Source organism: Micrococcales bacterium (genome assembly GCA_016703125.1).
In the GTDB taxonomy this organism is placed as follows: domain Bacteria; phylum Actinomycetota; class Actinomycetes; order S36-B12; family UBA10799; genus JADKAV01.
Genome location: JADJCR010000003.1, coordinates 375,966 through 389,942, shown reverse-complemented (window position 1 = coordinate 389,942; position 13,977 = coordinate 375,966). Strand labels below are relative to the sequence as shown.

The window sequence follows — 13,977 nt, the reverse complement described above, 5'->3', positions numbered from 1 at the left end:
CCCGGGAGCGAAAAGGACCGGTTGGATCCCTCCCCGATGTCCGTACCTCTCCCCGATGCCGCGCAACCCCCGCCCCGATCCCGGAATCAGCCACAACACCTCCCCTACGCGGCAGCAGCCCACGGGACCTCCCCCGACGCCGAATAGACTTCGGCCTTATGGACAACCCCCGGATTCCCGAGCGTCCGAGCGTGGACGGCCTCGACGGCAAATGGGCAGCGCAGTGGCACGGCGAGCGCCTGTACGCCTTCGACCGGACCCGGACCCGCGACGAGGTGTACAGCATCGACACCCCGCCCCCCACTGTCAGCGGGTCCCTTCACGTGGGGCACGTCTTCAGCTACACGCACACCGACTGCATCGCCCGGTACAAGCGCATGCGCGGCCTCGAGGTGTTCTACCCGATGGGCTGGGACGACAACGGCCTGCCCACCGAGCGCCGGGTGCAGAACTACTTCGGCGTGCGATGCGAGCCCTCACTGCACTACGACCCCGATCTGCAGGTGGATCCCGGCGGCAAGCAGCAGCGACCCATCTCCCGGCGCAACTTCGTGGAACTGTGCGAGCGGCTGACGCAGGAGGACGAGAAGGCCTTCGAGGACCTCTGGCGGCGGCTGGGCCTGTCCGTGGACTGGGAGCACAACTACCAGACCATCGACGAACGCGCCCGCGCCGTCTCCCAGCGCGCGTTCCTGCGCAACCTCGGCCGTGGGGAGGCCTACCAGTCCGAGGCCCCGACGCTGTGGGACGTCACCTTCCGCACCGCGGTCGCGCAGGCCGAACTCGAGGACCGGGAGCGGCCCGGCGCATACCACCGGGTGTCCTTCCACCACGGCGACGACCGGGTGTTCATCGAGACGACCCGTCCCGAGTTGCTCGCTGCCTGCGTGGCGCTGGTCGCCCACCCGTCCGATGAGCGCTACCAGGCGCTGTTCGGGCAGACCGTCACCACGCCGGTCTTCGGTGTCGAGGTGCCGGTGGTCGCCCATGAACTCGCCGACCCTGACAAGGGTTCCGGCATCGCCATGATCTGCACGTTCGGCGACACCACCGACGTCACGTGGTGGCGGGAGTTGCAGCTTGCGACCCGCCCGATCATCGGCTGGGACGGGCGCATCATCCCCGGCGTCCCCGACTGGATCACCTCCGACAGTGGCCGGGCAGCTTACGAGCACATCGCAGGAGCCACCGCGTTCACCGCCAAGGAGCGGATGGCCGGCCTGCTGCGGGAGTCCGGGGACCTGCACGGCGACATCCGGCAGATCACCCACCCGGTGAAGTTCTACGAGAAGGGCGACAAGCCCCTCGAGATCGTCACCACCCGCCAGTGGTACATCCGCAACGGTGGCCGCGACGAGGACTTGCGCACCGCCCTCATCGCGCGGGGCGCCGAACTGGACTGGCATCCGCCACACATGGAGGTCCGCTACCGCAACTGGGTCGAGGGCCTCAACGGCGACTGGCTGATCTCCCGGCAGCGGTTCTTCGGCGTGCCGATCCCGGTCTGGTACGCCGTCGACGACGACGGCAACCCGGACTACGACGCGGTTCTCGTGCCTGACGAGGCGGAGTTGCCGGTGGACCCCTCCGACCAGGCGCCGCCCGGATACAGCGAGGACCAACGCGGCAAGCCCGGCGGCTTCATGGCCGACCCGGACGTGATGGACACGTGGGCGACCAGTTCGTTGACCCCGCACATCGCCGGCGGCTGGGAGTGGGACAACGACCTGTGGCGGCGGGTCTTCCCGATGGACCTGCGCCCGCAGGCCCACGAGATCATCCGGACCTGGCTGTTCTCCTCGGTGGTGCGCTCGCACCTCGAGGATGACTGCCTGCCGTGGCAGCACGTGGGTATCAGCGGCTGGATCCTGGACCCCGACCGCAAGAAGATGTCGAAGTCCAAGGGCAACGTCGTCACGCCGATGGGTCTGCTCGACCAGCATGGGGCGGATGCGGTGAGGTACTGGGCGGCCAGCGGCAGGCCGGGCACCGACACCGCCTTCGACGAGGGGCAGATGAAGGTCGGCCGCCGGTTGGCCATCAAGATCCTCAACGCGTCGAAGTTCGCACTGTCGTTCGCCGGAGATCCGTCAGCGCCGGTCACCGAGCCGCTGGACCTGGCCATGCTCGCGGGGCTGCGACAGGTGGTCGAGCAGGCCACCGAGGCGTTCGAGGACTACAACTACGCACGCGCCCTGGAGGTGACGGAGAGTTTCTTCTGGTCGTTCTGCGACGACTACATCGAACTGGTCAAGGAACGCGCCCACGGCTCGTTCGGCGAGCAGGCCGCCACCTCCGCGGGGGCCGCACTGGCCCAGGCCCTGGCGGTGCAATTGCGGCTGTTCGCACCGATCCTGCCGTTCGTCACCGAAGAGGTGTGGTCGTGGTGGCAGCAGGGCAGCGTGCACAAGGCTCCGTGGCCAGTGGCCGACGAACTGCCGGACACCGGTGACGCCGCAACGCTGAGCACCGCGGGGCAGATCCTCAGTGCCATGCGGAAAGTGAAAAGCGACAACAAGGTGTCCATGCGCGCGCGCCTGGCCCACTGCATGGTCAAGGCGCCCGCTGCCCAGGTGGCACAGGTCGAAGCCGCCCGCACCGACCTCGAAGCTGCCGGGGGGCTGGACACCCGACTGCGCACCGAAGAGGCCGAGACGCTCGAGGTGGTCGCCGAACTCGCCGGCTGATCGGCGCGCCCGGCCGGAGTTTGGCACCCTGGAACGGTGCGCAGAGTGCTGAAGCCGGCCGGCTACCACGGGGACGGCCGCTCCTCGCGGTACTTCGAGGGCTGGTACGTCAAGATGGTCGATCCCGCCCAGCAGGCCCGCCTGGCTGTTATCCCCGGGGTCTTCCTGGCCCCGGAGGAAGACGGTCCACATGAGGCCTTCGTGCAGGTGCTCGACGGGGCGACCGGCCGGAGTTGGTACGTCCCGTACCCCATGTCCGAGTTCACCGCGCACCCGCAGACCTTCGCCGTGCAGGTCGGGCCGAACCGCTTCTCGACCGGCGGAGTGGTCCTCGATCTTCCGGAGGTGGGCTTGTCCGGCCGCGTGGATTTCGACCGTCCCCTGGACCCCTGGCCGGTCACGTGGCGCTCGCCCGGCGCGATGGGCTGGTACGCCTGGATGCCGTTCATGGAGTGTTACCACGGCGTGGTCTCCTTCGGACACGGACTGTCCGGGACGCTGCGCCTGCAGGAGAGCACCGTCGACTTCACCGGCGGGAAGGGCTACATCGAGAAGGATTGGGGCCAGGCCTTCCCCTCCGGCTACGTGTGGATGCACTCCAACCACTTCGCTGACCCGTCGGTCAGCCTGATGGCCTCCGTGGCGATCATCCCCTGGCTGCGGGGCAGTTTCCAGGGCCTGCTGATCGGCGTCCGGCACCAGGACCGATTGCACCGGCTCGCTTCCTACACCGGGGCGAAGGTCCAGGAACTGCGCATCGACGACGAGCACGTCTGGCTCACGGTGCGTGGACGCGACGTGACGTTGCGGATCAAGGCCACCCGCCCCGACGGCGCGTTCCTGCACGCACCCATCCGCACCCAGATGCACAAGCGCGTCGAGGAGACCCTGGATTCGCGGATCGAGGTGCAGTTGCTGGATGCCGGCGGACGCGTCCTGCTGGACGATGTCGGGACGTCCGCCGGCCTGGAGGTCCACGGCGACACCGACCGTCTCATCCGCATGGGGCGTTGACGCCGGATCGGGGGATTGGCTCGTCACACTCGACCCGCTACTCTGCCAGGCATGCTGCGCAAGATCATCATCGCGTTCGTCTCAATCAGTGCCTTGGTGCTCGGGCTCGTCGCCGGCCCAGCCGCCGCGGACACTGACCGGGCTCTGGCCGCCAAGGCCAGCGCGGTGACGGCGGGTAGCCGGGTTGTGGTCACGATCAGCGGACCGAAACCGAGCAAGGCCGCGCTCGTGGTCTCCGGGAAGCGCTACCCGCTCAAGCGCAAAGGCCCGGTCTGGCGCACCAAGTCGCTTTCCGCGGCGGTCCTCAACCGGTTCGCTGGCGCGAAGGCCACGGTGAAGGTGACGGTCCGCGGCAAGAAGAAGACCGTGAAGACAACCATCAGCGGCACCACCACGACCCCGCCCACGGGGCCGGGCACCGGGACCACACCGCTGTTCGCCGCCCCTGGGGTTGATAAGGAAGGGGATCCGGCGTACCAGGCGGTCAAGGAGTACTTCCTCAACTCCACGCTGACCGACTGCCCAGCCGGCTGGGGGGTCGGCTGCTCCGTGGAGCAGCGGTACGGCATCTTCGGCGATGGCACCCAGTGGTACTGCCGGCTCACGCCGAACTCCGGGTCGGACATCCGATCGGTCGGAACGATCACCCAGATCCTGTACGCGGCGCAGAAGGCCGACGGAGCATGGCGGGTGGACTATGCGATGAACTCCTACGGCGACACGGTCTACTACTCCGTCAACGTCGCGGCCAGCGGTTCGGCAGCCGTCCTCTACTGGGGGCCCGGGGTGAACCCGGGCGGACCGGCCAGTGACCAGACGTCGGGCCTGACCTGGATGCGTGGCGCGAAGGACTGCTCCTACTGAGGTCCCGCGTACTCCCGGGTCACCTCGGCCACGATGACGCGGTACTGCGAGTACCACCGCGTTCGGCCGAGCCGTTGCGCTTCGACATGGCCCGCAACCCGCTTCCAGGCGCGTGCCGAGTCCTCGTCGGCCCAGTAGGACACGGTGATCCCCTCGCCCGATTCGTCTCGCACGGAGTCGATGCCCAGATACCCCGGCTGATCGGCCGCGAGCTGCTCCATGGCCTCGGCCATCAGTGCGTATCCGGCTTCGTCCTCAGCCGTGCGGGTGTTGATGAAGATGACGGCGACGGTCACGCCGTCTTCTCGCCACGCTCCCTGCGGGTAGGTTTGCGCGGCACCAACGTCGGATTGACGTTGTCCTCGACCACCTCGCGCGTGATACGCACGGTCGCGATGTCCGTACGGCTGGGCACGTCGTACATCACGTTCAGCAGGACCTCTTCGAGGATCGCCCGCAGGCCGCGCGCACCGGTGCCCCGTAGCAGTGCCTGGTCGGCGATGGCGGACAGCGCCTCCTCGTCGAACTCCAACTCGACCCCGTCCAGCTCGAACAGGCGCTGGTACTGACGGATCAGCGCGTTCTTCGGCTCGGTGAGGACCTCGATCAAGGCCTCCCGGTCCAGCTGCGTCACCGACGTGAACACCGGCAGGCGGCCGATGAACTCCGGAATCATGCCGAACTTCAGGAGGTCCTCGGGCAGCACCTCGCTGAAGACGTCGCCGGGGTTGGTGTCCTCGACGATCTCCGCGGTGAAGCCCAGCGCCTTCTTGCCGATCCGGGCCTCGATGATCCGGTCGAGTCCGGCGAAGGCACCACCGACGATGAACAACACGTTGGTGGTGTCGATCTGGATGAACTCCTGATGCGGGTGCTTGCGCCCACCCTGCGGCGGGACCGACGCCTGGGTGCCCTCCAGGATCTTCAGCAGCGCCTGCTGGACCCCCTCACCGGACACATCCCGGGTGATCGAAGGGTTCTCGCTCTTGCGGGCGACCTTGTCGATCTCGTCGATGTAGATGATGCCGGTCTCAGCCTTCTTGACGTCGTAGTCGGCGGCCTGGATCAGTTTCAGCAGGATGTTCTCCACATCCTCACCGACGTAACCGGCCTCGGTGAGCGCCGTGGCGTCGGCGATCGCGAACGGGACGTTGAGCATCCGGGCCAGGGTCTGGGCCAGCAGCGTCTTGCCGGAACCGGTGGGTCCGAGCAGAAGGATGTTGGACTTGGCCAGTTCCACCCCGTCGTCGCGCCGGCCGCCGGAACTGCCCGCCTGGACGCGCTTGTAGTGGTTGTACACGGCCACGGCCAGCGACTTCTTCGCCGTCTGCTGGCCGACGACGTACTGCTCGAGGAACTCGAACATCTCGCGTGGCTTGGGCAGGTCACCGAGTTGGAGATCGGAGGTCTCGTGCAACTCCTCCTCGATGATCTCGTTGCACAGATCGATGCACTCGTCGCAGATGTAGACCCCGGGGCCCGCGATCAACTTCTTGACCTGCTTCTGGCTCTTTCCGCAGAACGAGCACTTGAGCAGATCCGCCCCCTCACCGATGCGAGCCACCAGTTTTTCCTTCCGCGGGTGTGTCGACTACGTCTTCGACGGTACCCCGACTCCGTCCGGAACGCGCCGCGTGGCGCGCACTTGCGGCGACGGATTCGCCCACAGCGGCTAGGAACCCGCCTTGCGCGACCCGATGACCTGATCGACCACGCCGTATTCCTGGGCGTCCTGGGCGGTGAGGATCTTGTCCCGCTCGATGCCCCGCTGGATCTGCTCCACACTGCGCCCGGTGTGCTGAGCGAGGATGCCCTCCATCTCGGCCCGCATGCGCAGAATCTCGTTGGCCTGGATCTCGATGTCGGAACCCTGGCCGCCACCCTCGGTGTACGGCTGGTGGATCAGGATCCTCGCGTGAGGCAGCGCGAACCGCTTGCCCGGTGCCCCGGCGGCCAGCAGCACCGCCGCAGCAGAGGCCGCCTGTCCCAAGCAGACGGTCTGGACCTGCGGCTTGACGAACTGCATGGTGTCGTAGATCGCCGTCATCGCGGTGTACGAGCCGCCCGGGGAGTTGATGTAGATCTGGATGTCGCGCTCCGGGTCCATCGACTCCAGGCACAGCAACTGCGCCATCACGTCGTCGGCGCTGGCGTCGTCGATCTGCACGCCGAGGAAGATGATCCGCTCCTCGAAGAGCTTGGTGTAGGGGTTGTGGATCCGCTCCCCGGTGGAGGTCCGCTCGCGGAACTCCGGCAGGACGTACCGGCTCTGCGGCTGCAACAGCGATTGGGCGTCCATCAGGCGGTCCCTCCACTTCCGGCGACGTCGGCAGCGCGCTGCACCACGTGGTCGATGAACCCGTATTCCTTGGCCTCGTCGGCGGAGAACCAGCGGTCACGGTCGGAATCGGCCTCGATCTGCTCGACCGTCTGGCCGGTCTGCTCAGCGATGAGCCGCGCCATCTGCTTCTTGATGTAGAGCATCTGCTCGGCCTGGATCTTGATGTCGGAGGCGGTGCCCCCGATCCCGCCGGAGGGCTGGTGCATCATGATCCGCGCGTGCGGCAGGCTGTACCGCTTGCCGGGTGCACCCGAGCTGAGCAGGAACTGGCCCATGGACGCCGCCAAGCCCATGGCCACGGTGGCGACATCGTTGCGGACGTACTGCATCGTGTCGTAGATCGCCATGCCCGCCGAGATCGAACCACCCGGCGAGTTGATGTACAGGTAGATGTCGCGGTCCGGGTCTTCGGCTGCCAGCAGCAACATCTGGGCGCAGATCAGGTTCGCGACCGTGTCCTCCACCGGCGAGCCCAGGAAGATGATGCGTTCCTTGAGCAGGCGCTGGAACACCGAGTCGTCGTAGGCCGTCGGACCCGGCTGGGGTCCCCTGGCCTGGGGGCTGAGGTCGTTCACTCCGGCTGCCTTCCGTGGGTGGTCCTGTGCGTCATATTGACCCTAACGCCGACCTCTGACACCACCATCCCGGAAAGGGGGGTTGTTCGCTGTCGGCGTGGATACCGCCTACTTGTCGGAGTCAGCCTCGTCGGAGTCGTCCTCGTCGTCGGCGTACTCCGCTTCGTACTCCTCCTCGAGCATCTCGTCCTCGATGGTGTCGGCGAGTTCGTCGACCTCGCCGGCATCCAGCGAACTGAGGTCCACGGCCTGCCCGGAGGCGTCCACCACCTTCGCGTTCTGCATGACCAGCGCCAAGGCCTTCGCGCGGCGCACATCGGCGACCGCCGTACCCACCTGACCGGCCTCGGCCAGGGCGTTGGCGAACTGCTCGGCGGACATCCCGTAGCGAGGAGCCTGCTGCACCAGCCACTGGACCAACTCGGCCTGCTCGACGCCGAGTTCCTCGGCATCGGCGATCTTGTCCAGGATCAACTGGGTCTTCAAGGACTGGCGGGTGTTCTCCGCCACCTCCGCGCGGTGCCCCTCGTCGCCATGCCCATCGGCGAAGTGCTCGTCGACCTGGGACTGCAGGAAGGCCTCCGGCAGCGGGAAGTCCACGAGTTCAAGGAGTTTCTCGGCCAACTTCTCCCGGGCCTCGTAGCCCTGCTCGAGCAGGCGGTTGCCCTGCAGTTTGGTCCGGAGGTCCGCACGCAATTCGTCCATGGTGTCGAACTCGGAGGCCAGCTGGGCGAACTCGTCGTCGGCGTCCGGCAAAGTCCGGGACCGAACGCCCTTGAGGTCGACGGTGACCGAGACGGTGTCGCCTTCGTGCGGACCCTCGTCCGGGGAGTGGTCGAACGTGATGGTGTCGCCCTCCGAACCCCCGGTCACGGCCTCCGAGAACCCGTCGATCAGACCGTCGGCGCCGACCTCGAACGTCAGCGCGGTGCCGGCGAAGTCCTCGAACTCCACCCCGTCGACTTCACCTTTCACATCCACCAGGACGAGGTCCCCGACCTCGGCGGACCGGTCGACCGGCGTCACCGTGGCGAACCGCTTGCGCAGTTGCTCGACCTGCTCCTCGACGTCCTCGTCGGAGACCACCGAATCGGCGACCTCGACCTCGAGCCCCCGGTACTCGGGAAGATCGAACTGCGGCGTGATGTCCACCTCGGCGGTGAAGGCGATGAGTTCGCCGTCCTCGATCTGGGTGACCTCGACATCGGGCTGCCCCAGCGGTCGCAGTTCGTTCTCACGCACCGCCTCGTCGTAGGCCTTCGGGACCTCCTTGTTCACGACCTCCTCGAGCACCACTTCGCGGCCGAACCGCTGGTCGATGATGCGGGTGGGGACTTTGCCCCGGCGGAAGCCCGGCACGTTCACCTGGGAGGCGATGTCCTGGTACGCCTTCTGGATCGAGTCGTTCAGGTCCTCGAAGGGGATCTCCACCGTGAGTTTCACGCGGGTCTCGGACAGGTTCTCGACGGTGCTCTTCACGCTGGACTCGAACTCCTCGCACAAGGGTGGGCGACAGGCCCATTGGACAGTGTTCATCGTACGATCCGCCGGGCGCGGGTCGCCGATACGGGTTGTGACGTCGGGGCGGCGGGACTCGAACCCACGATCTCTTGCTCCCAAAGCAAGCGCGCTAGCCACTACGCTACGCCCCGTCGAACCCGTAGTAATCTGATGATTCCTGCGGGTGTAGCTCAATGGTAGAGCCTCAGCCTTCCAAGCTGATGGTGCGGGTTCGATCCCGGTCACCCGCTCCAAAGGAAGAGGGACCCCCAAGCGTTGGGGGTCCCTCTTCGATTCAGGCCGCACTGGCGCAAAGCCGGAGGGTCTGGGTAACCACAGACGACTGAGTTGTGCCAGAGTGCCCAGATTCCGCCCGTCGTCAGAACTTCGTGCTGGACTTCGCCACGAACATGCCGTCGGTGAACAGCGACGTCTTCAACGTGTCGTTGAGCAGCACCGCCTTGCCCGGGGCGACCTTGAGCTTGGCAGTCACGGTCTTCTTGTTGATCTTCAGTTTCCCGAGGACGAAGACATCGTCCACGACGCCGACCCCCGGAACTGTCAGGTCGACGTTCTGGGCGGCCAGGTCGAACACGAAGTCCGTCGCGGTCAGACTGGCATCAGCGCGGGTGAAGGCCAAGCCACCGGTGTGGTCGATGTACTGCGGCCGGGTCTGGGACGCCGTGAACACGAACTTGACCTTGTTGACCTTCTTGCCCGGCGCCACGGCGTCGACCTTGATGCCGTCCTTGGCCAACTTGTTCTTCACCGACTTGGTGAACATCAACGACGTCGTCCCCTTGACCTTCGCCTTGGGGCCCTTGTCGTCGGGCTTCCCCTTGGCGATCGCCGGCCCCGCCAGACCGACCGCCAGGGTGCCTGCCAAAGCGCCCGCTGCAACTCGCATAAGCATGATGTGCTCCCTTCGTTACGAATACACGGTAGCCAGCCCCTACCCGCGCACGGAAGTTCACACACGCCCGCAGGAGTGAATCCGGTCACGCACTCGATTCCGCCGCCTGGGCTGAAGGTGGGAGAGGTCCGTACGTCGGGGAGTGATCCTGCACGGTTGGATCGCTCCCATGTTGTGGTTTCGCTAACGCCTGGCGCTGGAGTACCGCCCGCCGGGATGGCCCCGCCCGCCGGGGTGGCATTCCGCCGCCTGGGCTGAAGGTGGGAGAGGTCCGTACGTCGGGGAGTGATCCTGCACGGTTGGATCGCTCCCGGGTTGTGGTTTCGCTAACGCCTGGCGCTGGAGTACCACCCGCCGGGATGGCCCGGTCACCCCTGACCGGAGACCCCCATCACCGGCCGCAGCTGCTGCCGGAGGTCACCCCCGCAGGATCTCCACCATCGCCCGGTACCCGCGCGCTTGCGCATGCTCCAGCGCCGTGAGCCCGTCGTCCCGAGAAGGCAGTGACACGTCCGCGCCGGCATCGACCAGAAGCCTCACGACCTCGACGTAGCGCTGGGATCCGTCGCCGAGGATGATCGCCTCGTGCAGGGCCGTCCACCCAAGGCGATTCACGTGGTCGATGTCGATGTCCTCGCGCAGCAGCCGCCGCACCACCCGTGGATACCCCCGATCGGCAGCCCGGATCAGCGCGGTTCCGTTGAAGCTGTCCTTGTCGTTGATCCGGGCACCGCTGGCGATGGTCAGGTCCAGCAGGCGTGGATCGTCGCCCACCTCCGCCGTGGAGATCAAGTAGGCGCTTTGGACCGTCTCATCCTTGGCGTTGACATCCGCCCCCGCCGCGATGAGGAATCTGGCGACCGCCAGGTGGTTGCCGTAAGCGGCGGCGACCAGCGCAGTCCGCCCACGCCGGTCCCGGGCCTCGACTGACGCCCCGCGTACATGTGCCCGCCTCACGGCGGCGAGGTCGCCCCTGCCGGCGGCGGCGATCAACCGGTCGTCCATGCCGGGAACACGCGGCGGCGTGAACGCCACCCCCGCGGACGCCCCGGGCAGCACCGGCATCCCCGCGGGTGCCTTTCGTGATTCCGATGTACAACCCAGGAGCATCAGGCATGACAAGCCCACCACGACGCAGACGTCACGCGGCATGGCAGACCCACCGCAGCCGCCAGTAGTCGATGGTCCACCCGTCGCCGGACCGCAGACTCGCGCAGGATGCATCGACCAACCTGGCCAACTCCGCATGCTGTCCTGCCGGCACCGCGGCCCACACGTCTGCCCGGAACAGTCGCGTCCAATCGGCGGGCGTCTGGCCCGCGGCCAGCGGGGTGGGGCGGGGGAACCACGTCATCAGGGTGACCTCGAAACCCGCCGTCTCGAGCAGCGTGGACTCCTCGGCGACGCTGGGGAAGAACTTGCGGATCGTCGGCGACGGCAGCCCGAGGGCGACGACTCCTTTGGTAAGCGCCTCGTCGACGATCTCCACGTTGCGCTTGCCGCCCATCTCGGCGACGAACTGCGCCCCCGGTCGCAGCACGGCCCGGATGGCACGCAGGGCTTCCGCCTGGTCGGGCATCCAGTGCAGCGCTGCATTACTGATCGCCGCATCGAACCGGCGATCCAGGGTGAGGGTCTGCACGTCCCCGGCGAGGAAGGTCACCTCCGGGTGCTCCACGGCTGCCCGCTCCAACATCGCCACATCGACGTCCACCCCGAGCACGTCGTACCCACGGGCGGCGAGTTCAGCGGCATGGATGCCGGTGCCGCACCCGATATCGATCACGGACGCGGGCGCCGGCACGTCCAGCAACGACAGCAGATCCCGCCCGTACTCGGTGACGAACCCGAAGTCGCGGTCGTAGGCCGCCGCGTCCCAGTGCACTACAGGCTGTCCACCAGCGCGATGTACTGAGCCTGCGCGTCCTCGGCCGACAACCCCGCGAATCCGGCCCAGGAGTCGTACTTGGCACGCCCCACCGGGTTGGTGAACCCGGGTCGCTTGCCCTGCGCGTCACCTTGGGTGGCCTGCTTGAACAACCCGTACAACTGCAGTTTCACGTCGTTGCCAGGGTCTTCGGACAATTGCGCGACCCGCTCGACGGCGGCGTCGAATTCTTCGGACATGCCCCGACCGTAGGTGCGACCCGACGACGGTGTCCACCGGTCAGGTGAGCGCTGCGACCCAGGGTGCGGTGTCCGGGAGTGTGACGGTCAAGCGGCCCTGCGGCACCTGGGACACGAACTCCAGGGTGTTGCCCTTGGGCTGCAGGACCAGACCCTCCCGCGACAGGATCACGACCCGATCGCCGCTGGAGTAGAGGACGGCCTGCTCGGTCAGCGCGAGTACCCCCAAGCCGGGCAGCGACTCACCGTCTCGCACTTCGGCCCGGCGGCACTGTGCAGCAGAGAGCAGCAGCGGTTCGCGCCCGTGCAACTCCCCAGCGAGTGCCTGGGTAGCGTGAGTCACGCGATTCTGTGCCCGCGGCCGCCATACGAAGAAGCCGAAGAGCACCGACACCACGAGGGCGATGAGCAGCGCACCGAGGACGATCCAGACCCAGGACATGACCCCAGGCTAGGAGATCGGAAGCGACTCACCGGTAACCACCGCCACATCCCGGCCCGCATCGACCGCGATCGTGGCCGCGAGCCCATGCGCCTCGAACTCGTCGGCAAGTACCGGTGCCTCCGCCGTGGTCACTTCGACCAGGAGGGCCCCGCCGGGCCGGAGCCAGTTTCGAGCCTGGGCTGCGATCCGCCGGTGCAGGCGCAAGCCGTCCGGCCCGCCGTCGAGACCCATCACCGGTTCATGACGGGTCTGCGCAGGCAACAGGGCCAACGCTGCCGAGGGGACATAGGGCGCGTTGGCGACGATGACGTCGAATCCGCCACGCATATCGGCGGGCAGCGCGGCGAACAGGTCCCCCACCGCGACCACAGCGGACGCAGGCAGGTTGTGCCGCGCCCAGGAGGCGGCAGCCGGGTCCGCGTCGCAGGCCCACATCCGCGTCGCGGGGTGCCGGGCCAGAATGGCGGCGGCCAGCGCGCCGGCGCCGCAGCACAGGTCGAGCACCGTTGCGCCCTCCGGCACGCGTGCCACCGCTGTCTCGAGCAGGGACTCGCTGCGCCGGCGCGGGATGAACACCCCAGGCCCGACGGCGATCCGCAGCCCGGCGAACTGGGCCCACCCGACGACGTACTCCAGTGGCGCGCCAGCTTCCCTGTGGGCGACGAGCCGCTCCAGGTCGGCGGGTGAACGTGCCTGCGCGGACATGATCGCGGCCTCCTCCTCGGCGAAGACGCACCCGGCGGCCCGCAGCCGCGCGGCCAGATCCATCACAGAGTGCGTACCCGGGCTGCATCCCCATGGATCTCGCCCACCAGCACCTCGTCGGCCATCCCCACGAACAAGCCGTTCTCGAGCACGCCGGGGATGTTGTTGATCCGGGCTTCGAGCTCGGCCGGGTCTTCGATGGCGGCAAACCTCGCGTCGATGACGAGATTGCCCTGGTCGGTGACCACCGGCCCCGCCTTGCGCACGGCCATCCGCAGTTCCGGGTCCGCACCGAATCCTGACAGGGCCTCGATCACCTGCCGGTACGCCTCAGGCACGACCTCGACCGGCAGTGCGAACGTCGACCCGAGGACATCGGTGAGTTTGGTCTCGTCGACGACCACCACAAAACGCCGGCCCCGGCTCGCCACGAGTTTCTCTCGGGTGTGGCATGCGCCGCCGCCCTTGATGAGGTTGCGCTGTGGGTCCACCTCGTCGGCGCCGTCGATGGCAAGGTCGATCTGGTCGATCTCGTTGAGCGTGATCTGCGGGATCCCGTCCTCCTGCGCCAGTGCAGCTGCCTGGAAGGAGGGCGGCACACCCACGATGCCGGTGATCTCGCCAGCCCGCCAGCGCCGCCCGACTTCCTCGATCATGAGTGCCGCAGTGGACCCGGATCCGAGGCCAAGGATCATCCCGGACTCGACGCGGGCGGCGGCTTCGGCGGCGACCATCTTCTTCATGCGTTGTTGCACATCCACGCTGGCACCCTAGTCCGCGGCGGGACCGTCCGGCACGGCCGATGG

The 13,977-nt window shown here is 67.4% G+C and carries 15 protein-coding genes and 2 tRNA genes; 4 read left to right on the top strand and 13 right to left on the bottom strand.

Going from position 1 to position 13,977, the window contains the following annotated elements; all coding sequences use genetic code 11:
• Nucleotides 1-158 precede the first annotated feature (158 nt).
• The 3 genes from valS to IPG68_06205 are packed head-to-tail and all read left to right on the top strand — an operon-like array spanning nucleotide 159 to nucleotide 4,565.
• Complete coding sequence (valS, locus tag IPG68_06215; GenBank protein ID MBK6762882.1) at nucleotides 159-2,687, top strand: valine--tRNA ligase; 2,529 nt, start codon at nucleotides 159-161, stop codon at nucleotides 2,685-2,687.
• Between the two features lie 36 nt (nucleotides 2,688-2,723).
• Complete coding sequence (locus tag IPG68_06210) at nucleotides 2,724-3,701, top strand: hypothetical protein (GenBank protein MBK6762881.1); 978 nt, start codon at nucleotides 2,724-2,726, stop codon at nucleotides 3,699-3,701.
• A 51-nt stretch (nucleotides 3,702-3,752) separates the two neighbouring features.
• Nucleotides 3,753-4,565 (top strand): hypothetical protein, encoded by an 813-nt coding sequence (locus tag IPG68_06205; GenBank protein ID MBK6762880.1) that lies wholly within the window; start codon nucleotides 3,753-3,755, stop codon nucleotides 4,563-4,565.
• Here IPG68_06205 and IPG68_06200 read toward each other — a convergent pair.
• From IPG68_06200 to IPG68_06175, 6 genes are all read right to left on the bottom strand, one after another.
• Complete coding sequence (locus tag IPG68_06200) at nucleotides 4,559-4,861, bottom strand: antibiotic biosynthesis monooxygenase (GenBank protein MBK6762879.1); 303 nt, start codon at nucleotides 4,859-4,861, stop codon at nucleotides 4,559-4,561. The genes IPG68_06205 and IPG68_06200 overlap by 7 nt on opposite strands.
• Entirely contained in the window at nucleotides 4,858-6,129 is a 1,272-nt protein-coding gene (clpX, locus tag IPG68_06195; GenBank protein MBK6762878.1) for an ATP-dependent Clp protease ATP-binding subunit ClpX, read from the bottom strand. The genes IPG68_06200 and clpX overlap by 4 nt, the downstream gene beginning before the upstream one ends.
• 108 nt (nucleotides 6,130-6,237) lie before the next feature.
• On the bottom strand, nucleotides 6,238-6,864 hold the full coding sequence (locus IPG68_06190) for an ATP-dependent Clp protease proteolytic subunit (protein ID MBK6762877.1): 627 nt from the start codon (nucleotides 6,862-6,864) through the stop codon (nucleotides 6,238-6,240).
• Nucleotides 6,864-7,481 (bottom strand): ATP-dependent Clp protease proteolytic subunit, encoded by a 618-nt coding sequence (locus tag IPG68_06185; GenBank protein ID MBK6762876.1) that lies wholly within the window; start codon nucleotides 7,479-7,481, stop codon nucleotides 6,864-6,866. The genes IPG68_06190 and IPG68_06185 overlap by 1 nt, the downstream gene beginning before the upstream one ends.
• A gap of 108 nt (nucleotides 7,482-7,589) precedes the next feature.
• Nucleotides 7,590-9,017 carry a trigger factor gene (locus tag IPG68_06180; GenBank protein MBK6762875.1) on the bottom strand — a complete coding sequence of 476 codons (1,428 nt, stop codon included), beginning with the start codon at nucleotides 9,015-9,017 and terminating at the stop codon, nucleotides 7,590-7,592.
• Nucleotides 9,018-9,060: 43 nt separating this feature from the next.
• Nucleotides 9,061-9,133 (bottom strand) — tRNA-Pro (locus IPG68_06175).
• Between the two features lie 28 nt (nucleotides 9,134-9,161).
• On the opposite strand from IPG68_06175, the gene IPG68_06170 reads away from it, so the two are divergent.
• Nucleotides 9,162-9,235 (top strand) — tRNA-Gly (locus tag IPG68_06170).
• A gap of 125 nt (nucleotides 9,236-9,360) precedes the next feature.
• Here IPG68_06170 and IPG68_06165 read toward each other — a convergent pair.
• The 7 genes from IPG68_06165 to rpiA all read right to left on the bottom strand — a co-directional run bounded on the left by IPG68_06165 (nucleotide 9,361) and on the right by rpiA (nucleotide 13,914).
• Complete coding sequence (locus IPG68_06165; protein MBK6762874.1) at nucleotides 9,361-9,894, bottom strand: hypothetical protein; 534 nt, start codon at nucleotides 9,892-9,894, stop codon at nucleotides 9,361-9,363.
• Between the two features lie 417 nt (nucleotides 9,895-10,311).
• Entirely contained in the window at nucleotides 10,312-10,899 is a 588-nt protein-coding gene (locus tag IPG68_06160; GenBank protein ID MBK6762873.1) for an ankyrin repeat domain-containing protein, read from the bottom strand.
• A gap of 136 nt (nucleotides 10,900-11,035) precedes the next feature.
• Nucleotides 11,036-11,779, bottom strand: coding sequence for a methyltransferase domain-containing protein (locus IPG68_06155; protein MBK6762872.1), 744 nt, complete (start codon nucleotides 11,777-11,779; stop codon nucleotides 11,036-11,038).
• Nucleotides 11,779-12,021 (bottom strand): acyl-CoA-binding protein, encoded by a 243-nt coding sequence (locus IPG68_06150; protein ID MBK6762871.1) that lies wholly within the window; start codon nucleotides 12,019-12,021, stop codon nucleotides 11,779-11,781. Before IPG68_06150 ends, IPG68_06155 begins: the two co-directional genes overlap by 1 nt.
• Before the next feature lie 40 nt (nucleotides 12,022-12,061).
• A complete protein-coding gene (locus IPG68_06145) occupies nucleotides 12,062-12,463 on the bottom strand; it encodes a hypothetical protein (protein MBK6762870.1) in 402 nt (133 codons plus the stop codon).
• A gap of 9 nt (nucleotides 12,464-12,472) precedes the next feature.
• Nucleotides 12,473-13,234: a putative protein N(5)-glutamine methyltransferase gene (locus IPG68_06140; protein MBK6762869.1), complete on the bottom strand. Its 762-nt coding sequence runs from the start codon at nucleotides 13,232-13,234 to the stop codon at nucleotides 12,473-12,475.
• On the bottom strand, nucleotides 13,234-13,914 hold the full coding sequence (gene rpiA / locus IPG68_06135; GenBank protein MBK6762868.1) for a ribose-5-phosphate isomerase RpiA: 681 nt from the start codon (nucleotides 13,912-13,914) through the stop codon (nucleotides 13,234-13,236). The genes IPG68_06140 and rpiA overlap by 1 nt, the downstream gene beginning before the upstream one ends.
• Nucleotides 13,915-13,977: the final 63 nt, after the last annotated feature.